At 58.6% G+C, this 23406-nt stretch carries 18 protein-coding genes and 2 pseudogenes; 7 read left to right on the top strand and 13 right to left on the bottom strand.

Translation table 11 applies throughout. The annotated features are described in order from the left end of the window. Window positions 1-169: 169 nt before the first annotated feature. From G6L97_RS28080 to G6L97_RS28055, 6 genes and pseudogenes are all read right to left on the bottom strand, one after another. Window positions 170-541: pseudogene (locus G6L97_RS28080) on the bottom strand (aldo/keto reductase); the annotation flags it as partial. A 169-nt stretch (window positions 542-710) separates the two neighbouring features. Then, window positions 711-1102, bottom strand: a pseudogene (locus tag G6L97_RS28075) (aldo/keto reductase). A 354-nt stretch (window positions 1103-1456) separates the two neighbouring features. Beyond that, window positions 1457-3025, bottom strand: coding sequence for an ABC transporter substrate-binding protein (locus G6L97_RS28070; RefSeq protein WP_172690618.1), 1569 nt, complete (start codon window positions 3023-3025; stop codon window positions 1457-1459). Between the two features lie 114 nt (window positions 3026-3139). After that, window positions 3140-4906 carry an ABC transporter ATP-binding protein gene (locus tag G6L97_RS28065; RefSeq protein ID WP_172690728.1) on the bottom strand — a complete coding sequence of 589 codons (1767 nt, stop codon included), beginning with the start codon at window positions 4904-4906 and terminating at the stop codon, window positions 3140-3142. Continuing rightward, on the bottom strand, window positions 4906-5715 hold the full coding sequence (locus tag G6L97_RS28060) for an ABC transporter permease (protein ID WP_262514015.1): 810 nt from the start codon (window positions 5713-5715) through the stop codon (window positions 4906-4908). The genes G6L97_RS28065 and G6L97_RS28060 overlap by 1 nt, the downstream gene beginning before the upstream one ends. 68 nt (window positions 5716-5783) lie before the next feature. Further along, window positions 5784-6725, bottom strand: coding sequence for an ABC transporter permease (locus tag G6L97_RS28055; protein ID WP_172690615.1), 942 nt, complete (start codon window positions 6723-6725; stop codon window positions 5784-5786). Between the two features lie 385 nt (window positions 6726-7110). On the opposite strand from G6L97_RS28055, the gene G6L97_RS28050 reads away from it, so the two are divergent. The 3 genes from G6L97_RS28050 to G6L97_RS28040 all read left to right on the top strand — a co-directional run bounded on the left by G6L97_RS28050 (window position 7111) and on the right by G6L97_RS28040 (window position 8702). Next, window positions 7111-7533 (top strand): RidA family protein, encoded by a 423-nt coding sequence (locus G6L97_RS28050; RefSeq protein WP_010892433.1) that lies wholly within the window; start codon window positions 7111-7113, stop codon window positions 7531-7533. 112 nt (window positions 7534-7645) lie between these two features. Continuing rightward, window positions 7646-8479, top strand: coding sequence for a DeoR/GlpR family DNA-binding transcription regulator (locus G6L97_RS28045; protein ID WP_234905228.1), 834 nt, complete (start codon window positions 7646-7648; stop codon window positions 8477-8479). Window positions 8480-8519: 40 nt separating this feature from the next. Then, window positions 8520-8702, top strand: coding sequence for a hypothetical protein (locus tag G6L97_RS28040; RefSeq protein WP_172690614.1), 183 nt, complete (start codon window positions 8520-8522; stop codon window positions 8700-8702). Window positions 8703-8835: 133 nt separating this feature from the next. Here G6L97_RS28040 and G6L97_RS28035 read toward each other — a convergent pair whose 3' ends face one another. The 4 genes from G6L97_RS28035 to G6L97_RS28020 are packed head-to-tail and all read right to left on the bottom strand — an operon-like array spanning window position 8836 to window position 14618. Further along, a complete protein-coding gene (locus G6L97_RS28035) occupies window positions 8836-10488 on the bottom strand; it encodes a hydantoinase B/oxoprolinase family protein (RefSeq protein ID WP_172690613.1) in 1653 nt (550 codons plus the stop codon). After that, complete coding sequence (locus tag G6L97_RS28030) at window positions 10485-12539, bottom strand: hydantoinase/oxoprolinase family protein (RefSeq protein WP_172690681.1); 2055 nt, start codon at window positions 12537-12539, stop codon at window positions 10485-10487. The genes G6L97_RS28035 and G6L97_RS28030 overlap by 4 nt, the downstream gene beginning before the upstream one ends. Before the next feature lie 36 nt (window positions 12540-12575). After that, window positions 12576-13889: an NAD(P)/FAD-dependent oxidoreductase gene (locus G6L97_RS28025; protein ID WP_172690727.1), complete on the bottom strand. Its 1314-nt coding sequence runs from the start codon at window positions 13887-13889 to the stop codon at window positions 12576-12578. Window positions 13890-13907: 18 nt separating this feature from the next. After that, window positions 13908-14618: an SDR family NAD(P)-dependent oxidoreductase gene (locus G6L97_RS28020; protein ID WP_234905227.1), complete on the bottom strand. Its 711-nt coding sequence runs from the start codon at window positions 14616-14618 to the stop codon at window positions 13908-13910. A 273-nt stretch (window positions 14619-14891) separates the two neighbouring features. On the opposite strand from G6L97_RS28020, the gene G6L97_RS28015 reads away from it, so the two are divergent. From G6L97_RS28015 to G6L97_RS28000, 4 genes are read left to right on the top strand one after another with little or no spacing between them, the layout of a single operon-like run. Further along, the gene (locus G6L97_RS28015) at window positions 14892-16601 is read left to right on the top strand and encodes an ABC transporter ATP-binding protein (protein WP_174004584.1); all 1710 of its coding nucleotides are present in this window, start codon (window positions 14892-14894) and stop codon (window positions 16599-16601) included. Next, window positions 16598-17569 carry an ABC transporter permease gene (locus G6L97_RS28010; protein ID WP_174004582.1) on the top strand — a complete coding sequence of 324 codons (972 nt, stop codon included), beginning with the start codon at window positions 16598-16600 and terminating at the stop codon, window positions 17567-17569. Before G6L97_RS28015 ends, G6L97_RS28010 begins: the two co-directional genes overlap by 4 nt. Then, window positions 17566-18393, top strand: coding sequence for an ABC transporter permease (locus G6L97_RS28005; RefSeq protein ID WP_172690608.1), 828 nt, complete (start codon window positions 17566-17568; stop codon window positions 18391-18393). The genes G6L97_RS28010 and G6L97_RS28005 overlap by 4 nt, the downstream gene beginning before the upstream one ends. Window positions 18394-18419: 26 nt before the next feature. Beyond that, the gene (locus G6L97_RS28000) at window positions 18420-19949 is read left to right on the top strand and encodes an ABC transporter substrate-binding protein (protein WP_174004580.1); all 1530 of its coding nucleotides are present in this window, start codon (window positions 18420-18422) and stop codon (window positions 19947-19949) included. Window positions 19950-20024: 75 nt separating this feature from the next. On the opposite strand, the gene G6L97_RS27995 is transcribed toward G6L97_RS28000, so the two are convergent. From G6L97_RS27995 to G6L97_RS27985, 3 genes are all read right to left on the bottom strand, one after another. Beyond that, entirely contained in the window at window positions 20025-20801 is a 777-nt protein-coding gene (locus G6L97_RS27995) for an SDR family NAD(P)-dependent oxidoreductase (protein WP_172690680.1), read from the bottom strand. Window positions 20802-21090: 289 nt separating this feature from the next. Next, window positions 21091-22218 carry a LacI family DNA-binding transcriptional regulator gene (locus tag G6L97_RS27990; RefSeq protein ID WP_234887808.1) on the bottom strand — a complete coding sequence of 376 codons (1128 nt, stop codon included), beginning with the start codon at window positions 22216-22218 and terminating at the stop codon, window positions 21091-21093. Window positions 22219-22337: 119 nt separating this feature from the next. Further along, on the bottom strand, window positions 22338-23402 hold the full coding sequence (locus G6L97_RS27985; RefSeq protein ID WP_172690606.1) for an aldo/keto reductase: 1065 nt from the start codon (window positions 23400-23402) through the stop codon (window positions 22338-22340). Between the last annotated feature and the right edge of the window lie 4 nt (window positions 23403-23406).

The raw sequence follows: 23406 nt of genomic DNA, 5'->3' as shown, positions 1-23406 counted from the left end.
AATCAAAGCTTTGGCATGGCTTCGAAAAGGTGATGTGCGCGCCATCATCTAGGCCCGCGTTCCCTTCACGTGCCAAGCCATTTAACATTTCTAGTTTCGATCGTGCCTCTCGAAATCCAGCTCTCACGCGATTCGAGTCCAAGATGAATGATCGGCGGTTGGCCGCCGATCATTCATCTTTACCGCTTGAGATGAGGCGCCACGAGTTCAAGGTCGGCGCGCTCAGGCGATCCTTCGCCTCATTCCTCTGGTGCCAATAGGGGTAGATCAGAGGCGGAAGGCTCACGTCGTCCAACCGCTGCCGTTCCTCGGCAGTCAAGATCAGCTCCGCCGCGGCGAGGTTGTCCTTGAACTGCGCCTCGGTGCGACCGCCGATAACAACGGAAGTGATGGGCTTCAGGCCGATGAGCCAGGCAAGCGCAACCTGGGCAACGGAGATGCCTCGGCCGTCGGCAATTTCGACGAGCTTGTCGACAATGTTCCACAGTCGGTTTTCATCGCGGATCGGCGGTTCCTTCCAACCAGCGAGCTGACGGCTACCTTCTGGGGCTGCCTGGTCGCGACGATGCTTGCCTGAAAGAAGGCCCCCCGAGAGCGGGCTCTACACGAGCACGCCAAGGCCCTGGTCGACGGTCACAGGAAGAAGCTCGTATTCTGCATCACGGGCTTCGAGGGTGTAGTGGACCTGCTGGCTTACGAACCGCTCGCGTCTATCGCGCTTCGCTGACACCCATTACCTTCATGATGTGCCAGTCCGAGAAGTTGGAGCAACCGATGTAGCGCACTTTGCCCTGACGAACGAGGGTATCGAGCGCCTCCATGGTTTCGTCAAGTGGCGTGTGCCCATCCCATTCGTGCAACTGATACAGGTCGATGACATCGGTTTTCAGCCGTTTGAGGCTGGCTTCACACGCTTCGATGAGATGTGCCGGGAGTTGCCTGCGTCGTTGGGACCCTTGCCCATCGGGAAGCGCGCCTTCGTGGCAACAAGGACGCCGTTCTTGCGTTTGCCACCAAGAACCTCACCAATGATCTCTTCGGACTTCCCGTCCGAGTACACATCTGCGGTATCGATCAGGTTGACACCTGCATCGATACACACGTCGACGAGCCTTTGAGCTTCGGGGACACCAAGATCTCCGACCTTCCGCGCCCCCCCAAGGTCATCGTGCCCATCGTGATCGTTGAAACCCTGAGACCTGAGCGGCCTAGCTGTCGATATTCCATTACGTCATCCCTCCGTAAACTGCGGAATCGATTCTTGATGCCGCAGCGGCTCGGCAGGCGCAGTCACGCTCCCGAAGGGCGATCGCCCGTCCTTCGACATCGCTGCGAAGGTCGGCCGACCACCCTTCTCCGGGAGGAAGCTTTCAGAATTCACCGAGGCCGATCGCGGAGCCGGCTCCCACCAAACCGCAGTTATTCAGTGAGTTCCCTTATGACCCGGAAGCCGAGTTCAGTCTGCGAAATACGTCTGTTCCGTGATGAGCGGCGCCGACGGCATGGATCCCTTCATCTCGAAGCCCCAATTGAGCTTGCTCTTTCTGGCCCAGGCCCCCAGGTTTTCGGTGAGAGGGATCGCGCACACATTGCCGACGATCAGTTTTTGCGCTTCTTTCCAAAGTTCGATCTGCTTGGCCGGATCGACTTCGGTACGAGCAGCCTCGATCTGCTCGTCGGCGACGTTGCAATGACTGAAGTTTACGACGGCGGTCGGTTTTCCGATCTCGCTGTTCGAGTGGTAGAACTGCGTGAGGTAGTAGTCGGCAATCGGGAACCGCGCCGCGCCGTAGAGGACGATGGGGCTCAGATCCTTGCGGATCATCTGGTGCCAGGTCGCGTGTTCGACGGGTTGGAGAGTGAGGGTGATACCGCCCTCGGCGGCCTGAGCCTGAACCAGTTGCGCCAGGCTCTCCAGGCCCGGCAACTGGCTGGCGAGCATGGTGACGGTTATCCCGTTCGGGAACCCGGCTTCAGCCAGCAGGGCCTTCGACTTCGCAGGGTCGTATTCCAAAACCCCTGCGTCGGGATTGAAGCCGAGATTGTTCGACGGGATGACCGACGGGACTGCCCGGTTAACGCGATCGCCTCTGTACTTAGCAATCTGCGCCGCGTTCACCGCATGAGCGAGAGCCTGACGGACACGGATGTCGTTGAAGGGTGGCTTTGTTATGTTGACGTGAAGGACATTCAGTTCCGCCGGTTCAATGGTATCGACCCGGTTTTCTGGATTTGCCTCGAGCCGCGTCAACCAACGCTGATCTTGATTGCCTTGCTCGACATCGAGTTCGCCGGACTCGAATGCCAGATCGCGAGCAGCGTCATTGTTGAGGAACCTGTAGGTCACCTTCGAAAGCTTGGGCTTCCCTCTGAAGTACTCAGCATAAGCCGTCAAAGTCACGGACTGACCGGGCTGCACGGATGCCACTTGGAACGGGCCGAAACCGACTGGACGACGCTTAAAGTCTTCCCCACGCTCTTCGTAGGCCTTCTTCGAAATGATGAAGCCGCCCGAGTAGTTAGAGAGAAGCGCCAGCAGGCTGGGGACTCGCTTGGAAAGCGTGATGCGAACGGTGCTCGCATCGACCGCTTCAACCTTCTGGATGGCAGCATAGTCTCCAGAGAAGGCCGAGCGCTTGGGGTCCCGGGCCTTCTCCAGGCTGAACACGACGTCGTCTGTGTTCACATCCCCGAAGCCCGACTGCCACTTGACACCCGGTCGGAGCTTGAATGTCCAGACCAGTTGGTCTGCACTCGGGCTCCAGCTTTCCGCCAGGTCGGGTTCGATCGTGGAGGGGTTTGCCGAGCCGGGGGCAAAACGGACCAGGGCGCCGAACACGTATGATGCCAGCGTCCGATCCGATGTGGTCGTCGCGAAGTGCGGATCAAGCGTTGTCACATCTTCGGCGGCTACTCCCATGGAAAGTTCCGTCTTCGCGGCGTAGGCCACGTTCGGAAGCGAAGCGATGCCTCCCACCACGCCGACGGCGATAGCCACAGATGTCCAGTAAGCTTTGTATTTCATGCGAACTCCCCTTTTCACTGATGAATTTTACCTGCATCTGGACCATCCACCGCAGTATCCTATGCGTGTCTCGGCAAGGCTGACCGGGCGCAGCCATCTCGTCGCCCGATCTTGTCAAACGCGCACGAAATGCCTCTCGTCCACCGCGGCCCACTGCTGTCCGTCCGGAGTGAACCCGAGCGGCTTGATCGGGCTGGCGGGCGGCTGGGACTGAGGTGTCGCCACAGTCCGTTTGGAGCGCTGGCTCGGATGCGTGATCGGGACAGCCGAAAGCAGGCGCTTGGTGTAGCTGTGACCCGGACGGCCGATAACATCATCGCGGCTGCCGATCTCGACCAGCTCTCCGAAATACATGACGGCAACCCTGTTGCAGATCTTCTCAATGGCCGCCATGTCGTGGCTGATGAAGAGATACGAGATGCCGAAATCCGACTGGAGGTCCATCATCAGATCGATGATCTGACCCTTGATCGCAACATCCAGTGCCGAGACGGCTTCATCTGCAATGATCAACTTGGGCGACATTGCAAGGGCTCTTGCTATGCAAATCCTCTGGCGCTGCCCTCCTGAGAACTCGTGCGGAAGGCTGGAGGCGCGTGCGGGGTCCAGACCGACTTTCTGAAGGAGCCATTCCATCTTCTCGCGCAGCGCCGGGCCGGAGGCTATTCCGTGCACGTGCATGGGTTCCATGATGGCAGATCCGACCGTCTGACGGCTGTCGAGCGAACCGAACGGGTCCTGAAAGATCATCTGAACATCGCGGCGCAACGCGGCCAAGCTTGCGTGCTCGGAGTAGTCGACCGTGCGACCGTCCACGACGATCGTTCCTCCATGCCGCGGCGCGAGATCGATTATCGCCTTTCCAATCGTCGACTTGCCAGACCCGGACTCTCCGACAAGCCCGAGCGTCTCGCCCTTGCCGATCGCGAACGACACCTTCTCCACCGCGTGCACGTTGCCCTGCACCGTTCCGAGAAGCCCTCCGCGTAGAGGGAAGCGAACGCTGAGGTCGCGAACTTCCAGGACCGGTCCTCCCCCATCGTAGGAAAGAGGAAGACCGTCGATCTTGGAGGTCGGCTGATCGATAGCGATCAGCTTCCCCGCAACCGAGGGAGCGGCTTCGATCAGGACGCGGGTGTAAGGGCTCTCCGGCTCCGTGAAGACAGTTTCGACTGAACCCGACTCCACAACCTGTCCGGCACGCATGACGAGCACGCGGTCGGCGATCTCGGCGACCACGCCCATGTCGTGCGTGATGAAGAGAAGCGCGACGTTCGTCTCGCGTTGAAGTTCCTTCAGAAGCTCGAGTATCTGGGCTTGAACGGTTACGTCGAGCGCCGTGGTCGGCTCGTCCGCAATGATCACCGAAGGATTGCAGGCGAGTGCCATGGCGATCATCACGCGCTGGCGCATGCCGCCGGAGAAGGTATGCGGATAGTTGTTGATCCGCCGCTCGGGATCCGGGATGCCGACCTTCCTGAGCATTTCAAGGACGGCGTTGCGCAGTTCCTTGCCGCGGAGGCCGCGGTGAATGCTAATGACTTCTCCGATCTGAACGCCGACCTTCTGGACGGGATTCAACGATGTCATCGGTTCCTGGAAGATCATGCTGATCTTGCCCCCACGGATACCGCACATCTCTGTTTCCGTCAGGGAGAGAAGCTCGCGGCCGTCCAGCTTGATCGATCCGCTGGCCTTGGCAACGCCATCCGGCAGCAAGCCCATGATCGCCAGCGAGGTTACGCTCTTGCCGGACCCGGACTCGCCCACCACAGCCAGTGTCGACCCTGGCGCTATGTCGAAGCTCAAATCATGGACGACCTGCTTCCTGCCGAAGGCCACCTTGAGGTTCTTTACTGAGAGTACCGCGGGCTGGGTCATCAGTGAGAATCCTTCATTCGGGGATCGATAAGGTCGCGCAGACCGTCACCGATCAGATTGAATGCCAGAACGAGCAGCAGGATCGCCAGGCTCGGAAACAGGGCAAGGTATGGAGAACTCAGGATGACCTGGAAGCCGTCCCGCACCATGCCGCCCCAGGTCGGCGCAGGCGGCGCAATACCGAGCCCGACGAAAGCCAGTGATGCCTCCGTCCTCACTGCGTTCGCCATCCAAAGCGAGGCCAGCACCATCACCTCCGGGAGAATGGCCGGGAGTATGTGACGGAACAGAATTCGCGGTCCGGAGAAACCCATGGCGCTGCACGCCTGCACGTACTCCCTGTCGCGCTGTGTCAGGACGGCGGCTCTCGCAACGCGGGCGAATGCGGGGACGGACGTGAACGCGATGGCGGCAATGATGTTCGTCATCGTGGCGCCCATGAGGGCAACTAGAGCTATACCGAGGATCAGCGACGGGAAGGCCAGGATGACATCCATCACCTGCATGAGGATGATGTCGATCCTCCCTCCCCTGAATCCGGCGATCATTCCGATGAAGGTGCCGATCACCATTGCGGCAAGAACGGCGAGAGAGCCGATCAGCAGCGAGTAGCGCGCACCATAGACCAGCCGGGTCCAGATATCGCGGCCGAACTGATCCGCGCCGAGGAGGTAGTCAGCCCCTGGCGGAGAGAGTTGATCGAACAGGTTTTGCTTGGCAGGCGGATAGAAAGATATCTGCGGCGCCAGGATGGCGGCGGCAACGAGCGCCACGATTATGGCCGTGCCGATCCACATGGATGGGTTCATGCGAATGAGGAAGCTTGTGGCTTTCCGCGACCCTTGGTCGGGACTCGTCGAAGGAACGGTGGAATTGCTCATTTGTACTGCACCCTTGGATCAAAGAGACCGTAAGTGAGATCTGTCGCGAGGTTCACGATCACGACGATTAGCGTGTAGACGACCACCATGCCTTGAAGCAGCGTGTAGTCCCGCTGGCTCAGCGCGGTCAGGATCAGTTTGCCAAGACCGGGCCGCGAGAAGACGATTTCGGTGAGAACCGAGTTACCGATCAGGATGCCGAGGTAGAGGCCGACGACAGTGCTGATTGGAATCAGGCAGTTTCCGAGAGCATGTCTCCAGATGACGACAGCAGGTCTCGCCCCTTTCGCTCGTGCAGTGCGAACGAAATCCTGGTTGAGCACCTCGAGCATCGCGGAACGCGTCACTCTCGTGATGTAGGCCATCATGATCAGCGCGAGCGAGACGACCGGCAGCGTCATCTGCCAGAGGCGGTTGACGATACCTTCATCACCACCAGCGCTGATCACGGGAAACCAGCGGAGATTGATGGCGAACACGATCAGCAGGACGATCGCGGAGACGAAGCCCGGAAGCGACAGCCCGATAAGCGAGATCAGCCGGAGAATGTAGTCCGGCAGCTTGCTGCGCTTCACCGCCGCCCATACTCCCGTCGGAACTCCGAGCGCCAGGCCCACCACCAGGGAGGCGAAGGTCAGTTCCAGCGTGTAAGGGAGGACGTTCAAGACCTCCTCCGTGACTGGCCGACCCGATACCATCGAATTGCCGAGGTCACCTGTCACGGCATTCGCTAGAAAGTGAACATACTGAAGGCCGATCGATTGATCGAGACCGAGACGCTGCCGCAAAGCCGCGACGCTCTCCGCACTAGCCTGATCACCCAGGATCATGAGCACGGGGTCACCAGGAAGTATCCGGACCATTAGGAAGATGAGCGTGAGAACGCTCAGGAGGGTCACAACAGCAAACCCTAGCCGCTTCGCCAGGTAGATTAACATGATTTCGCTCCCCAGGGGCGCGCGTTCGTCCGCACTGCTCCCAATCGTTCAAAAAAGCCAGAGGGACGCTTGGATGGCAGCCCCGGGCGTGGCGAGGTCGAAAGCTGCAATTTATTGCCGCTTACCACACCAGACTTGCAGCGCATAATGCCATTGGTTCAGAAAACGTCAATAGTAAGCGGCGTTTCGCGGAAGATTTTTATCATATTCGAAGTTTTATGACGTTTTTTGATGATTTGAGCTTGCGGATTATGATCATTCCCAATATTTCATGATCGTTCACTGCATTGGCGCGGTGAGCGAGCGTGGGCGCCATGTGGCGAATGCGCTGGTCTAGCGCCATCCGGCAGGCTGGTGTGATTCATCTAACCCAATGAGGAAAGAAATGGTCGAGGTCATCAAGGTTAAGTCTGGCAGCCTTTACGAAACGAAGGAGAGCTATTCGCGTATCGTGGCCGTAGATAACTGGATCTACGTCTCCAACACCGCAGGCCGCAATTACAAGACGCGCGAGATGTCCACCGACCCGGTGGAACAGGCAACTCAGTGCTTCAACAACATCGAGCGGGCCCTTGCCTCTGTCGGCGCATCCCTAAAGGATGTCATCAATTCAACGATCTACATCCCGAACGTTGCAGACGCTCCGACTGTGATGGCCTACGTCGGCGAGCGTTTCAGGGGCATCGACCCGGCCCGCACGGTCCTGTGCACGCCGCTCGGGAACGACGAGTTCAAGGTCGAGATCGAAGTGCAGGCTTACAAGGGAGCTGGCGCTGTCGAAGCGAAGCTGATCGACATCAGCCAGTGATTTTTCGGCTGGAAGGTCGGCGCAAGCCGGCCTCCCAAATGAATGAAACCTTCCATCCATCCGATTTCTCGCATAGTAAATGATCATGGCAGTGAGAACAGCGAGAACACGCTTGAACGATAAGAATGTTGCTCAGGACGACGATTTTCTTCCCGCGGAACGGCGCTCGAAGATTCTGGATTGGTTTTCGACCAATTCGGTTGCTTCCACGCAGGATCTCGCCCGGCGTCTGAATGCGTCAATTTCTACCATCCGACGCGATCTGGATTCGCTGGCGGCGGACGGACTGCTCAAACGAACCCACGGGGGCGCTGTCCGCGTTCGGCAGAACACGACCTACGAGCAGCGGATGGAGGAAGCGCGCAACACCTCGGTTGAGGAAAAGCGCGCGATCGCGAAAGCGGCCGCCAGCATTCTGCAGCCGGGACAGAGCGTTCTCATCGACTCGAAGTCGACCTCGCATCTTCTCGCCCATGCGATTGCTGAGCTCGCAATTCCGCTCACTGTCATCACCAACGATGTCCAGGTTGCCGCGATCCTCGCTAACCGGGACCCGATCTCAGTGGTTGTTCCAGGTGGGACATGCAGGCACGGCGCTTACGTCCTTCTTGGTGAAACCAGCACCAAGTTCGTACGCGAATTGAATTGCGATCACTATTTTCTCTGTACGCATGCTGTGGATCCTAGCGGACCGACGGACACATGGCTGGATCTCGTCCAGCTTCAAAGAGCCATGGTGGGAGCCGCGATAGAGACGACGCTGATCATCGACAGCAGCAAGTTCGGCAGTCGCAAGATCTACAGCGTGGTTCCAATGAAGCAGATCAAGCGTATCATCACGGATGAAGGGCTACCGCAGGATGATCGCGACAGATATTCTGCACTCGTAGACGAACTGGTGATCGCGCCATTCCTTGAGGAGTCTCCTTCAGAACAGGAAGTGTAGTCGAAACCGTCCTCCTCCGATTATTTCGTCCGGAGATCGTATGATCGGCTCCCTGCCCTTTCTAAACCTTGAACTGCTTGAGGCGACGGCACGCATTCGAGGGAGGTTACCCTATCCAGGGAACCGTGTGAAACGGGCTGAGCTGGCGGCCATCCAAGAAGATCTCGAATTTGCTGACCTGCCCCAGCCCGAGATCGAGCTGGATATGGATGCCGGCGGCTGAAAGATCGTAAGTCTCCAAGGACGTCGCCCTTTGAAGTAACCATTCGATACTAAATAAGTGCCGCGGTTGGCATCTGGGCAAAGATTTAGTAGCCGCGCCACGTTGAGCCTGGCGCGGCGAAACGGTTTTCAACTCAGGCGAAGGCTGTCTGCTGATGGCTTTCCACACTCCGGTAGCTGTAGACGCGCTCGGCGAAATCGGAAGTGATCCTCTCTTCCTTGACGTCGCGCCGGACGGCTTCCGGAGAGCGGCCGGACGGCGAACCGTAGCCACCTCCGCCAGGTGTGATGATCTGGATCACCTGGCCTGCCCTCAACTGCACCGTTCCGGGTAGATTGTGTTCGTCATTCCCGAAATCGAAATCGGAGCCCGTTGCCTCCAGGCCGCCGTTCAAGCCCCACGGATGGACCGTGAAGCGGGCCCCGTCCACGTTGCAGCGGCAATCGGCCTCAATGCGGTAGACTCGGCGCAGGCCCATCCCGCCGCGCCAGGTACCTGCTCCCGCTGAACCGTTTACGAGTTCATAGCGCAGCAGTGTCAAGGGGTACTCCAGCTCGAGAGCCTCCACCGGGAGGTTTGAGGTGTTCGTCATGTGGACGTGAATGCCACTCAAGCCATCTGCCGTGGGCCGTGCGCCGCCACCGCCGCCGATCGTCTCAAGATACACCCAGAGAGAACCGTCCTCTCGCGTACCAGTGAACAGGGCACCGGTGCAGGCTCCGTTCCCTGCGGCCGTCACCTTCCCAGGCAGGGCCTTCGCGAGCGCGCCTTGCACCAGATCAGCGACACGCTGGCAGGCGATGATGCGGCCATCGACTGCCGCAGGATGCGTGCAGTTGAGCAGTGAGCCCAGAGGTGCCTTGACCGTGATCGGACGGGACAAACCCGCGTTCGGCAGGATCGTCGGATCGATGACCGCCTTGACCGCGTAGTAGCACGTCGCCAGCAGCGCGGTGTAGATAACGTTCAGGCCCGCAGGCACCTGCGGCGGCGCTTCAAACGCAATGTTCATCGCATCGCCCTTGATGGTGATATCGACCTTGAGCTCCATGATTTCGGAGAACTGGTTGCTGTCGAAGTAGTCGGCGAAGCTGTAGACACCATCTGGTATCGCTGCGATCCCTGCCCGCATCTTACGTTCTGCATAGTCCTGGAGTGCGTCCCCGGCTGCGAGCACCTTGTCAGCACCATATTTGGCGCAGAGGTCCTGCATTCGCTGCACGCACAGCCCATTGGCGGACATCTGCGCTCTCAGATCGGAGAGCCGTTCGTGAGGTACCTGGCAGTTCAGGAGAAACACATCCTGGAGATCCCGCTGCAGTTTCCCCTCGCGATACAGCCGCACGGGAGGCAACCTGATCCCTTCCTGATAGATGTGGGCATGACCGCGGTCTGCGAAGTCCGCGTGATGAGCGGTGTTCACGGCCCATCCGACCATCGTCGATTCGTGGAAGATGGGCTCGGCCAATACGATGTCGGGCAAGTGGGTTGCGCCTCCCTCGTACGCATCGTTTCCGATGAACACGTCGCCCGGTTTGATATCGTCGGCCGCGTAGCGTTTGTTGATATGTGGAATGATCCCGATGAAGCTGCCGAGATGCATAGGGATGTGTTCTGCCTGGCACAGCGTGTTGCCACGGTGATCGAACAGCGCGGTGGAGCAATCACGACGTTCCTTGATGTTGGTGGAGTAGCTGGCCCGTACCAGCGCCTCGCCCATCTCCTCGACGATTGAGGTCAGCGCGCTGCCAATGACTTCTACGGTGATCGGGTCGATCTTGGTCATGCCCGCGTCTCCAAAATAAGGTTGAGATAAGGGTCTACGGTCGCCTGCATGTTCGGGAGGACCACTGTCGTCGTATCCATCTGCTCAACGATCGCAGGGCCCTCGATGCGGTTTCCCGCTTTCAGCCTGTACCGTGCATAGACCGAGCAGGCGACGAAATCTTTGACCTCGTCCATGTACACGTCGCGCTTTCCGATGATGGCCGGCTGGCAATCCGGACCTTCGCTTTCCGTCGGAGCGAACTCGGCCTTGTTGACCAAGCCTGCCGCTTCCAGCCGCAGCGTCACAATCTGGATCTGTTCGCCTTCGGCAATGAAGCCGAACCGTTGCTGATGAGCGCTCTCGAAGCCCTTCACCATGGCCTGCAGCGTGTTTTCATCGACTTGTCCGGCCGGAACGTTGACCTGCAACTCATAGTTCTGACCGACGTACCGCATGTCCGCAGTGCGGTTGACGACGCGACGATCGGCTTCGATTCCTTCCTGGGCAAACCAGGATTCAGCTTGGCCCTCGAGCGTCTCGAACCCACTGATGATCGGCTCCACCGCGTCCTGATCAACCTTCATGAGCCGCGAAATGGCGAAATCGGAACGGAGGTCGGTCAGGAGAAGGCCGAGCGCGCACAGGGTGCCGGGCGTCAGCGGCACGATGATGCGGCTCATGTCCAGCTCTTTCGCAAGCCGCGCCGCGTGGAGCGGGCCTGCGCCGCCAAACGCCATCAGGGCGTAGTCTCGGGGGTCGTGGCCACGCTGGACGCTGATGAGGCGTATGGCCTTGGCCATGTTGGCCGTTAGCACCGAGATGATCCCTTGTGCCGTCTCCATGAGACCGAGACCGAGCTTGTCAGCAAGGCGCTGGACGGCATCGACGGCGAGGTCTCGCCGAACCTTCATGCGGCCGCCAAGGATCTCAATGGGATTGAGCGTATGCAACACGATGTTCGCATCCGTGACCGTTGCTTCGGTGTTGCCGCGACCGTAGCAGGCAGGACCGGGATCAGCCCCAGCGGAGCGAGGACCGACTTTCAGCAGTCCTCCGCTGTCGACGAACGCGATGGATCCACCGCCGGCGCCCACTGTGTGAATGTCCAGCATCGGAGCCTTGATCGGGTAGCCATGAACGTTGGCCTCGCCCGTCAGTTTGCATACGCCACCCTGCATCAGCGCAACGTCGCTGGAGGTGCCGCCGACATCGAACGTGATGATGTTTTCGAATCCGGCCATGCGGCCAACCGCCTGCGCTGCGACGACCCCCGTGCTCGGTCCAGACAGTACCGTGCGTACTGGTAGGCGGGCAGCGGTGTCGAAACCGATGACACCACCGTTCGACTGGGTCAGTTGCGGAGTGATCGTCACGCCGAGATCCGCAAGGCGCTGTTTCAGGCGTTCGATGTAGCGTTGCATTACGGGACCGAGATACGCATTTACCACGGTCGTGGAGAGACGCTCGTACTCACGAAACTCAGGCGCGACCTGATGCGAGACGCTGACGAACACGTCCGGCATCTCTTCACGCAGGATCTCGACGACCCTCTGCTCGTTCACGCTGTTCAGGAAGCCGTAGAGGAAGCAGACCGCGACAGCCTTGACATCCTCCTCCGAGAGCTTCCGCACGGCTGCTCGCAGCTTGTCCTCGTCCAGGGAGAGATCGACCGCACCCTCGCACGTGAGGCGTTCCGGCACTTCCTGCCGCCGATCTCGGCTGACGAGAACCTCTGGCTTTTCCGCGTGCATGTCATAGAGACTCGGCCGCTTCTGACGCCCGATCTCGAGAAGGTCGCGGAAGCCGTCCGTGGTGATGAGCCCGGTCGGCACGCCTTTCAGCTCGATGAGCGCGTTGGTGGCCACAGTCGTGCCATGGCCAAGGAAGGCCACCTGCGACGCCGTGCTGCCAACGGTAGAAAGTCCCTCGGAAACGCCGTTGGAAATCCCACGTGATGGGTCATCCGGTGTCGACGGGACCTTCCAGATGTTGAGCTTTCCAGTTTCGTCGTCGAACAGGCATACGTCCGTGAACGTACCGCCGGAATCAACACCAATTCTCAATGCCATGGTTTCACCCTCTTTGGCCAAGGTCCAGCAAGCGTATCAGGCTGCCTTGGTCTTCTTGAAACGATCGAAGCGGAATGGAGCGGGATCGACACAGGCCTTCGCCCCGGTCACGAGATCGGCCATCAGCTTCCCTGATCCTGGTCCGATGCCGAACCCGTGTCCGGAGAAACCACTGGCGATAAAGAAGCCAGGGATGCCGCCAGCCGGACCTATGACAGGTATGGCATCGGGGGTGACGTCGATGAGGCCAGCCCAGCTCTGCGTGATGCGGCTGTCTGCGAAGGCCGGAAACGCCTTTACGAGATGTGCGAACCCTTCCCTGTTGAACCGCTCGAACGGCATCGGATCGAGAATTCGCACCTGTTCGAAGGGTGAAATCTCGTCGGCCGCCCAGTATCGTGGCGTTCGCCATTCGTCGATGAACCTGCTGCCGACGCGCAGTTTCAATTCACCCCATCCCTTGATCAGTGTCGGCATGAAGTCGGAAAAGAGACGGAAACTGTCAGGGACGATGGGAGCGATGTTTGCGTTGCGCATCGCGATCGAGAAGCTTCCGTCGTGCCGGCGGCGGAACGAGAAGTTGTCAGCGCCGACGGGCATGTCCGGTACGCCGTCGACCGAGGTTGCGCGCGCGACTGTCGCGAGGATCTTCAACTGGGGGAAGTCGACACCCAGGTTACCGCTGAACAGTCTCGACCATGCGCCCCCCGCCAGGACGACGGAAGAACAGGCTATGCGCCCCCGCTCGGTAACGACACCGCTTACAGCACCCCCAGAGCGCTCTATCGATCGGACCGCACAGCCTGTAATGATGTGGGCTCCAGCACGGATTGCGCCGCGAGCGATCGCTGGTGCGGCCTTGAAAGGCTCGGCGCGCCCGTCTGTCGATGTGTGTAGCGCGGCAGTGAAGCCATCACTCATGCCCGGAAGGTGCTGCCTCAACTCCTCTTTTCGGAGCAAGCGCGAGTCCAGCCCATACGCACGCGCATGCTCGAGCCATGCCTCGTATTCGGCCTCTTGGCGCACATTGCGGCACAGGTAGGCGATCCCTGTCTGTGTAAAACCCGTCTCGTCCCCGATACGGGCGTTTAGTCCCTTCCAGAGCGAAAGACTTTCGATCGCGAGCGGAATTTCAGACGCATCGCGGCCCATCTGGCGTACCCAGCCCCAGTTCCTGCCGGATTGTTCGCCTGCGATGAGACCTTTTTCACAGAGCGCAACGGACACGCCCCGCTCGGCAAGTTCCAGCGCAGTTGAAACACCAATGATACCGCCGCCAATGACGACGACATCAACCTTCGCTGGCAATGTTTGCGCTGAAGGAACAGCGTCTGGTATAATACGTGACATGGTTTGAATACCGGCCTTTCAAAGTGTGTCTTCGAGCCGGCAGTTCACCAGCATCTCAGCCATTGCAGCATTGTTTGGAAGCTCAATCGCGGTCCGGACGAGTGATGCCAGCGTGTCGGGCTGGATCATGTCGTCCGGGCTGACCTTATTCGTGTAGGAACTCATCTCGGTGCGAACGAAGCTCGGACATATCGCAGTGGCGCGCACACCCTTTTCCCAAGCTACATGACGTGTCGTGTGGGTCAGGCCCATCACCGCGAACTTCGTCATGTTGTATCCGACGAAGGAATTTCGAACCCGCTTGCCTGACATCGACGCGAGATTGACGATGCGGCCTGATAAGGAGGCTTCCAGATGCGGCATGCACAAGCGCGTCATCCGGAGGGGGCCTTTGACATTGACTGCCCACAGCCTGTCGAGCGCCTCGTCGTTGTCGTCCATGAGGGAGACTTGCTCGCCGAGTCCGGCATTGTTCACGAGCGCATCGATCCTTCCAAACCTGTCAACGGCGGAGGAAACCCAGGATTCCGCGGACGCTGGATCATAGGCATCGTAGTGAGCGTAATGCACCTGATCGCTCTGGAGGCCGAAATGAGCTTCCAGCATCTTGATGTCGCGTGCGCCAAGACTGAGGCGGAATCCGTGCTCCGCTAACTCACGGGCAATGGCTAGACCGATGCCACGCGCTGCTCCTGAGATCATTACGACACGGGAATTGATTGGTTGCATTGCTGATCCTCCGGCCACGACCACTGATTACTCGTGTGTTTCGCTGCGACGGTAAGCGCGCTTTGGATTTATGACAAGCGGCGTCTGATAGAAATTTACAGAAAAACGTCAGCAAACTCCACAAATGAAAAGTTTCTGTCAGATATGTGGACGATCACTTGACGATGTTTGGCGATTTATGCCTTAATCGCGACTGATAAGTGCAAAAAGCACCCTATAACAATGGGAACGAACTCTCCGGCACCGGAGAGCCTATCGCAGATCGGATGACGTATGCCGGGTAGGGAAATTCTTCGGGTTGATAATCTTTCAGTTGCCTTCAAGGGCGACAGCGGCTTGCGGGCCGTGGTCAACAACGTCTCGCTCTCGCTGGTTTCAGGCGAGATCCTGGGGCTGGTCGGCGAGAGCGGCAGCGGAAAGACGGTTCTGTCTCTCGCCGCCATGGGATTGCTTCCGCGCAACGCGGTCGTGACGAGCGGAAGCGTGCAGTTTGATGGCGAGGACTTGCTGAAAGCGCGTCAGGCCACGCTGCGGAAGCTCCGCGGACGGCGCATATCAATGATCTTCCAGGATCCGATGGCGTCGCTCGATCCGGTGTTCACTTGCGGTGATCAGATCGTGGAGGCGATCCGCCTTCATGAAGCCATCACCCGCGGGCAGGCAATGGAACGGGCTCGCAGTCTTCTCGAAAGGGTTGGGATCGCGGATCCGGCCCGCTGCATGCGCTCATATCCTCACGAACTTTCCGGCGGACAATGTCAGCGTGTGATGATCGCGATGGCGGTAGCCTGCAAGCCCGATGTCATTATCGCGGACGAGCCCACCACCGCACTCGATGTGACCGTTCAGAAGCAGGTCCTCGGGTTACTGCGCAGCCTCAATCAGGAGATCGGCGCGGCCATCATGCTGATCACTCACGATCTGGGCGTAATCTACGAGGTCGCCGACCGCGTCGCAGTCATCTATCGGGGCGACCTTATGGAGGAAGCGTCGACTGCCGACCTCTTCGCGTGGCCAAAGAGTGCCTATACTAAGGCTCTCATATCTTCGATGCCGTCCGTCTCGCAGGCGAAAACCCGCCTTCCCGTGATCGGACGAGACGCGACCGGCGCGATCGCAAGCATCGTCAATGAGCCGCGGGCTCTGAAGGCGCAGGTTGCACCATCGCCGAAAGCAGAGATCCTCCTCACCATCCGGAACCTGACGAAGACATTCTGGACGCGGGAAAGCGCGTTCTCGACTCCGCATGCGTTTCGTGCCGTCGACGACGTCAGCCTCGAGATCCCGGCGCGCACGACAGTCGGGCTCGTCGGTGAATCCGGATGTGGGAAGTCGACCTTATCCCGTCTCGTCATGCGGTTGATGAAACCGGATAGCGGCGCCATCGAACTTCTAGGGACAGACCTTGCTGCCCTGAATCCAGAGGAATTGCGCATCGCCAGACGAGACTTCGCGCTCGTATTCCAGAATCCCTACGGATCTCTCAATCCAAGGCAGACGGTCACCGATCTTGTAGCTGCCCCCATCGACATCCACTATAATGGCCGCGATCGCGAGGCCAGGGTGGCGAAACTGCTCGACGCCGTCGGTCTCCCACGCGATGCCATGACACGCTATCCCCATGAATTCTCCGGGGGTCAGCGACAGCGGATCGTGGTGGCGCGCGCCCTCGCCCTCAATCCAAAGCTTTTGATCTGCGATGAGGCGGTATCGGCACTCGACGTTTCGGTTCAGGCCCAGGTCCTCAACCTTCTGCAGGATCTCCAGGACGAGTTCGAACTCACATACCTCTTCATTTCACACGACATGTCCGTCGTTCGCCATGTCAGCGACACCATCGCCGTGATGCAGAAGGGCAAAATCGTCGAAACGGGTTCCGCCGCCGATGTCTTCGACAATCCCAAGGCTGGCTACACCCGTACACTTCTGAGCGCTGTGCCCAAGGTTGGCGAGCGTTCGACCGCTCTGGAGGCGCATCGATGAAGACGCTGACGGTACTTGTTATCACCTTGGGGTCGAGGCTCGCCACCGCGCTGATCCAGCTCTGGGTCATCGCCACCCTGGTCTTCTCCATCATGTACATCATGCCGGGCGATCCCGTGCTGTTGCTTCTCGGCCCCGAGAGCAATCCATCGCCGGAGACGATCGCGGCGATGCGAACCCAGCTAGGTCTCGATCAGCCGGTTCTGACGCAGTACGTCAAGTGGCTGAGCGGTGCCGCCATCGGGGACCTTGGAAACTCGCTCGACGGTTATCCGGTGATTGACTACGTAACCGCAAGCCTGCCGAAGACCATGGAACTCGCCTCGGCAGCAATCCTGATCGCCGCCCTGATAGGCGTGCCGGTCGGCATAGCGGCGGCGCTGCGGCGGGGACGGTTCCTGGACGGATTGCTGACCTCTCTGTCGACACTCGGCATCTCCGTTCCGGTCTACATCCTCGGATCGCTCCTCATCCTCCTACTCAGCATCAAGCTCGGCTGGCTCCCCGCCAGCGGATACACCGATATTTCCCGCAACGTCTATCTGCACTTTCAGAAGCTGACGTTGCCAGGTCTGACACTCGGGCTCGGCCTTGCCGCCTCGATTGCACGCATGACCCGGTCCTCGATGCTGGAGATACTCGGGCGTGACTTCGTGCGGTCGCTACGTGCGAGGGGAATGCGTGAAGGCAGGGTGATCTGGATGCACGTGCTGCGCAACGCCTCCATCCCGATCGTCACCATCGTCGGCCTTCAACTCGGAAACCTCATGGGTGGCACCGTCCTGGTCGAGGCTCTCTTCAACTGGCCGGGACTGAGCACCCTCCTCGTGACCGCAGTCTCGAACCGCAACTACCCTCTCGTCCAGGGAAGCATCCTAACGATCGCCGCGCTCTTCATCCTCATCAACCTGTGTGTCGACCTCCTCTACAGCTTGCTCGACCCACGCATCCGACGGAAACGCGCATGAAGATCTCCATTCTTTTCCGTCGCCCGCTTGTCCTCGCCAGCATCCTCGTCGTCTCGGCAGTCCTGGCTACAGCGCTGATCGGACCTTTGGTCGCGCCACATGATCCGCTTCTCATCAACCAGAACTCCGTCAATCAACCGAGTTCGGTTCAGTATCTGCTCGGCACTGACGAGTTCGGTCGCGACATCCTTTCCCGTCTGCTGATCGGTATCCGGCCAACCATCATCGTTGCCGTGATATCGACGATCATTGCTGCCGTCGGCGGGACGGCTCTTGGAATAATTGGGGCGTACAGTCGCCCGACGCTTGCATTCTTCGTGATGCGCGCCGTTGACATCATGCTCAGCTTCCCGGCCATCCTGCTGGCGCTTCTTGCAGTTGGCTTCTGGAAGAGCGGAGTCGCGAGCCTGAGTGTGGTTATCGGCATCATTTTCATTCCGCAGTTCGCCCGCGTTGCCCAGTCCGCCACGCTTCAGGTCATTCGACAGGAATACGTCGAAGCGGAACACGCGATGGGGGCTCGCTACCTGCGAGTCGTGTTCAAGGCCATCCTGCCCAATATCCTGTCTCCGCTCGTCGTCCAGGGAACGTTGACGATCGCTGCCGCGATCCTGCTCGAATCTGGACTGAGCTTCCTCGGGCTTGGAATCGTTCCACCCGAGCCTTCCTGGGGACAGATGATCGGCACAGCTCGCGGTTACCTCAACCAGAACCCCATGTATGTCGTCTGGCCCTCTGCTTGCCTCGCCTTCACGGTGCTCGCAATCAACATTCTTGGCGACGCGCTCCGTGACCATCTCGACCCGAGATTGCGTGAAAACTAAAAATCTTAACTAGGAAAGGGAACAGCATGAAAAGACTCATTCAACTCGCTGTCGCGGCTGGCCTTCTTGGCCTCCCTGCGACGACAGCCCTCGCTGGTGGTACTCTGTACTTCGGCCTTTCGAGCGAACCTTCCTCGCTCGATACAGTGATCCAGCCGGGCACGTCTGGACGAACTGTGAAGCTCGCGATCCATCGCGGTCTCGTCAACTACGGCATCGATGGCAAGATTTCGCCGGAACTCGCCGAGAGCTACGACATCAGCCCTGACGCAAAAGAATTTACTTTTCATCTCCGACAGGCGACTTTCCACGATGGTTCGCCTGTCACCGCTGCAGACGTGAAAGCGTCCCTGGAGCGGATGATCGATCCGGCGGGCAAAGCCGCATTCCGCAACGAGCTTTCCATCATTTCGAAGATCGAGACTCCGGACGCGAAAACAGTGAAGCTCACGCTGTCCAGCCCCTCCATGGCTCTGGTCGATTATCTGGCGCTTCCGGAATCCGTGATCGTGCCTGCTGCGTGGCTCCAGAAGAATGCCGCGAACCCCACCGCCTCGCCAGTCGGTGCCGGTCCGTTCCAATTCGTCAACTGGACGCGCGGCCGCGAAATCGTCGTCAAGAAGTTCGCGGGCTACTACAAGAAGGGCAAGCCCGATCTCGACGAAGTTCACTACGTATTCTATGGCGACGAGAACACTCGCGTGAACGCGCTGAAATCCGGTGACGTCGACGTGATCGAATATGTTCCTGCGAAGGACTCCGCGGACCTGGAAAAGGGGCCCGGCACACAGCTTCTGCGCAACACCGGTCCGTTCATGGGGTTGCAGTTCAACACGAAGTTCGAACCGTTCTCCAAGCCGGAGGTCCGTCAGGCGATCTCATACGCCGTCGATCGTAGCGTGATCATCAACACGGCATTCAACGGATTGGGCCAGGCGCTCTGGGGCATCGCCATTCCAAAAGGCTACATGGGGTATTCCGAGGCGAAGGCCAACTACTTCAAGCATGATCCGGAGAAGGCAAAGGCGCTGCTAGCCAAGGCGGGGTATCCTAACGGCTTCACCGTGAGGCTGCTCGCGACTTCGCAGTACAGCTTCCATCAGAACACCGCCATCGCGATCCAGTCCGAACTGGCGAAGATCGAGATCAAGGTCACGCTTGACCTCCCGGACTGGGCGAGCCGGATGTCGAAGACGAACAATGGGGACTACGACTTCACCGTGCTTGGAAGCCTTGGCGAGATCACCGATGCGGACTGGCTGAGCAACTACTACTACGGTGGCGACAAGCTCGTCCGAACCAACAACTCGCCTTACTTCAACGATGCCAAGATCAACGAGCTCCTGGACAAGGGCCGCAGCACCGTCGACAAGGCCGAACGTGCAAAGATCTACGACGAATTCGTCGATCGCGCCCTCGAGTTGTCACCGCTCGTCTACTTCATGTGGCGCGAGCAGAGCTATGCCGTCAAGAAAGGTGTCACGGGCTTCACGAACATGCCTGGGTTCCTGACGTTCCAGTCGGGTTTCAGTATCGAGAACACAAAAATCGATTAAATTATGCTGGCCGCCGGAGGTCATCTTGCGGCGGCCAATTTATTCTGATGACCACAGTTTCGGGTCCGCTTACAACTACCTCGTCGTGTGGCCACCGTCTACAACGAGAATATCCCCAGTCACATAGCTAGACGCCTCCGAGGCAAGGAACAAGATCGCGGCTGCCACCTCCTCGGCTTTGCCGAAGCGCTTCATCGGCGTCATCTCACGCCAGATTGGGCCCCGAACAGGATGCTCCATACCTGCTCGTGACATGATCGTTTCGATATAACCGGGAGCAACAGCATTGACCCTAATATTATCTTCGGCCAATTCGCTTGCGAGGCTTTTGGTCATCATATGAACCGCAGCTTTGGAGCTATTATAAGCAACCTGATTCTGGGGAATATTTGAGACGATCCCGGACATCGACCCAACGTTGACAATCGTGCCGCCTCCCGTGTCGCGCATTGAATTGATGACAGCTTGCGAGCACCAGAACACCGAGTCGACATTCAATGCCATCACGTCGCGCCATTGTTCTTCAGTAAATAGAGGCGTGTCACCTCCGTTCGCAAGGCCGGCATTATTGACCAGAATGTCTATTTTGCCAGCATCTTCTATAACTTTATTGACGAGCTCCGTCGCCGCATCACGTGTCGTCAGGTCAGCAGGAATAAAAGTTACGGCATAGCCCGAACTCTGTATCTTGCCGCCGTCTTCATATTCCTCGCGACGCGCACTCAGGTAAAGCTTGGCGCCAGCCTCACCAAAAGCGTGAGCAGCCGCCAGCCCTATGCCGCGCGTTCCGCCTGTTATCAAAGCGACTTTTCCGTCTAATCGGAATTTTTGCAAAACGCTTCTGAGTTCCATTTCTTTTCCAATATCTTGGTGCGCCACAGTGAACCTGATCAGGTAGCGTCGTTGTGAGCAACCTACGCTGTGAAGCACAACGGCCGCGTCACGTGAGCGTTCGACCAATCGATTTTGACGCAATCGGCGGGTCCACGCCACGAATTCTGAAGACTTGCGAGCAAAACCAGAATGACCCAATGCCGGAACGCAAAGCTTCCTGCTGCTGGCGCTGAACAAATATCACCGCCTGTCCAACGCCAGGCGGTTAGCATTCTGACAATGCTACCGTGCTGAGATTTTGCCTCCTTTAGTACGGGGCATCGCCAACCGAACCGCGCGCCACTAGGGTCGCTGGAAGAAGCACCTCTTTTGCAGAGTTGGTAGCCTCACCGTTCAAACGGGCGATCAGATCTTCCGTGGCCGCGGTCGCGAGCTCCTTTATGGGCTGTGAAATCACTGTCAGCGGAGGAGTGGTCGCGGCGGTCCAGTCAGCATTATCGAAGCAAATGAGGGAAATATCGTCGGGAATCGAAAGGTTCATTTCCCGGACGACCTCGAGGAGAACCAGGGCCACCGAGCTGTCTGTAGCCAAAAAGGCAGTAGGACGATCTGAAGAACTGCATAGCACGCGCACTTGTTGCGCCAGATTGCCTGGATCCCAGCCGCCCAAAACTACCAGTTCGGGAGCGATCGGTATTTCAGCATCATGCAAAGCTGCGCGGTAACCGTCGATGCGCTCGCGAACCGACGAAATGAGGTAATGCTGCTCGCCATGTGCTGGAGCGTTTGACACTAGGGCGATACTCCTGTGGCCTCGTCCGATGAGTGTGGTCACGGCCTCATAGGCTGCACGGAAATTGTCGATCGCGAAGGTGTCAGCGGAAAGCACGGGGACCCGTCTGTCCAGAAGAACAATCGGACAGTCTCTCCCGGACGCGTTTACAAGATGCTCTACCTCACTGCTTGAGGTCGGTGAAATGATCAATCCATCGACGCGCTTCGCTAGGAGAACGCGCACCGCATCTCGCTCGAGTTCAATATCCTCGTCCGTCGTCGCCAGGATCACGACAAAACCGTGTGAGCTAGCTGTATCCGTAATGGCTCGGATAGCCCGAGCAAAATACAAGTTCTCAATATCGGCTATCACGACACCGATTGTCTTACTGCGACCGGTGGCCATGCTTCTTGCAAGCTGATTGGGTTGATACGCCAAGCTCGTGGCAGCCTCCTGAACCAGTTGCCGCGTTTGCGCACGGACATAGCCATAGTCACCGAGAACCCTCGCAGCCGTCGCGCGCGAGACACCCGATGCGCGCGCAACATCGGCTATCGTCGGAGCAGCACTTCCGCGACCTTTTTCAGCGATGAAATTCTTAGTTTCGGGCGTATCATCTTGGGCGATGCTGCGGTCCTGACATTGATTGTCATCTTTCACGAAAATTGAAATTCCCTCGTCTTAGACATTTTTCGGCATGCAGGGGGTACCTCCATCCCGGGCGACGTGACGCAACGGAAGAAAGTGTGGCCAGACAGCAGGCGCCTGCTCCAGACCCATTAAGACTTCTTCCTCAGATGAGGTGAGAGCAATTCGAGATCTGCCTCACTCAGCCTGTCTGCTGCATTGTTGCGCTGGTGCCAGTAAGGATAGAGCAAGGGGGGAATACTGACCTCATCGAGCCGTTCTCGTTCTTCGTTCGAAAGCTTCAGATCAGCAGCCGCGAGATTGTCTTTAAACTGCGCCTCAGTTCGTCCACCGATGATAACTGAGGTAACAACCTTGCGGCCCAACAGCCAAGCCAGTGCAACCTGAGCCGCAGAAACGCCGCGGCCCTCAGCAATCGATACCAGCGTATCAACGATATTCCAGAGGCGGTTTTCGTCGCGGATCGGCGGCTCGGTCCAGCCAGCAAACTGGCGGCTGCCTTCTGGAGCCGCTCGGTCGCGGCGGTGCTTTCCGGAAAGCAGGCCGCCCGCAAGCGGGCTCCAGATAAGCACGCCGATGCCCTGGTCGACGGAAATCGGCAACAGTTCATATTCGGCATCGCGCGCTTCGAGGGTGTAATGGATCTGCTGGCTTACAAAACGCTGACGTTTATCCTTCTCACTGACGCCGAGCGCCTTCATGATCTGCCAGCCCGTGAAATTCGAGCAGCCGATGTATCTGACCTTCCCTTGGCGAACGAGGGTATCGAGGGCTTCCATCGTTTCTTCCAATGGTGTCTGCCCATCCCATTCGTGAACCTGGTAAAGGTCGATGACGTCGGTCTTCAGCCTTTTCAGGCTCGCCTCACACGCTGCGATCAGATATTGACGCGACAGACCCCCGTCGTTCGGACCCGGCCCCATGTTAAAGCGCGCTTTTGTGGCGATCAACGTGCTGCCTTTGCGCTTTCCGCCGAGAATATCGCCGACAATCTCTTCGGACTTGCCGTCGGAATAGACATCGGCCGTGTCGATCAAGTTGACCCCGGCATCAAGGCAGAGATCCACAAGTCGCTTCGCCTCTGGTACGCCAAGATCGCCGACAGTTTTTGCCCAGCCGACGCCACCAAAGGTCATCGTACCAATAGTCAAGGTCGACACCTTGAGGCCTGAACGCCCTAATAAGCGATACTCCATAGTT

The sequence above is a fragment of the Agrobacterium tumefaciens genome, assembly GCF_013318015.2.
Classification (GTDB): domain Bacteria; phylum Pseudomonadota; class Alphaproteobacteria; order Rhizobiales; family Rhizobiaceae; genus Agrobacterium; species Agrobacterium tumefaciens.
This window is presented reverse-complemented; position numbering and strand designations above follow the sequence as displayed.

Bases quoted from the DNA above. Each gene is read 5' to 3' on its own strand.
- G6L97_RS28035 (WP_172690613.1), bottom strand. From the start codon at position 10,488: ATGACCAAGATCGACCCGATCACCGTAGAAGTCATTGGCAGCGCGCTG.
- G6L97_RS28060 (WP_262514015.1), bottom strand. From the start codon at position 5,715: ATGAACCCATCCATGTGGATCGGCACGGCCATAATCGTGGCGCTCGTT.
- G6L97_RS28010 (WP_174004582.1), top strand. From the start codon at position 16,598: ATGAAGACGCTGACGGTACTTGTTATCACCTTGGGGTCGAGGCTCGCC.
- G6L97_RS27995 (WP_172690680.1), bottom strand. From the start codon at position 20,801: ATGGAACTCAGAAGCGTTTTGCAAAAATTCCGATTAGACGGAAAAGTC.
- G6L97_RS28030 (WP_172690681.1), bottom strand. From the start codon at position 12,539: ATGGCATTGAGAATTGGTGTTGATTCCGGCGGTACGTTCACGGACGTA.
- G6L97_RS28050 (WP_010892433.1), top strand. From the start codon at position 7,111: ATGGTCGAGGTCATCAAGGTTAAGTCTGGCAGCCTTTACGAAACGAAG.
- G6L97_RS28015 (WP_174004584.1), top strand. From the start codon at position 14,892: ATGCCGGGTAGGGAAATTCTTCGGGTTGATAATCTTTCAGTTGCCTTC.
- G6L97_RS28040 (WP_172690614.1), top strand. From the start codon at position 8,520: ATGATCGGCTCCCTGCCCTTTCTAAACCTTGAACTGCTTGAGGCGACG.
- G6L97_RS28070 (WP_172690618.1), bottom strand. From the start codon at position 3,025: ATGAAATACAAAGCTTACTGGACATCTGTGGCTATCGCCGTCGGCGTG.
- G6L97_RS28065 (WP_172690728.1), bottom strand. From the start codon at position 4,906: ATGACCCAGCCCGCGGTACTCTCAGTAAAGAACCTCAAGGTGGCCTTC.
- G6L97_RS28005 (WP_172690608.1), top strand. From the start codon at position 17,566: ATGAAGATCTCCATTCTTTTCCGTCGCCCGCTTGTCCTCGCCAGCATC.
- G6L97_RS28055 (WP_172690615.1), bottom strand. From the start codon at position 6,725: ATGTTAATCTACCTGGCGAAGCGGCTAGGGTTTGCTGTTGTGACCCTC.
- G6L97_RS28025 (WP_172690727.1), bottom strand. From the start codon at position 13,889: ATGTCACGTATTATACCAGACGCTGTTCCTTCAGCGCAAACATTGCCA.
- G6L97_RS27985 (WP_172690606.1), bottom strand. From the start codon at position 23,402: ATGGAGTATCGCTTATTAGGGCGTTCAGGCCTCAAGGTGTCGACCTTG.
- G6L97_RS28020 (WP_234905227.1), bottom strand. From the start codon at position 14,618: ATGCAACCAATCAATTCCCGTGTCGTAATGATCTCAGGAGCAGCGCGT.
- G6L97_RS28000 (WP_174004580.1), top strand. From the start codon at position 18,420: ATGAAAAGACTCATTCAACTCGCTGTCGCGGCTGGCCTTCTTGGCCTC.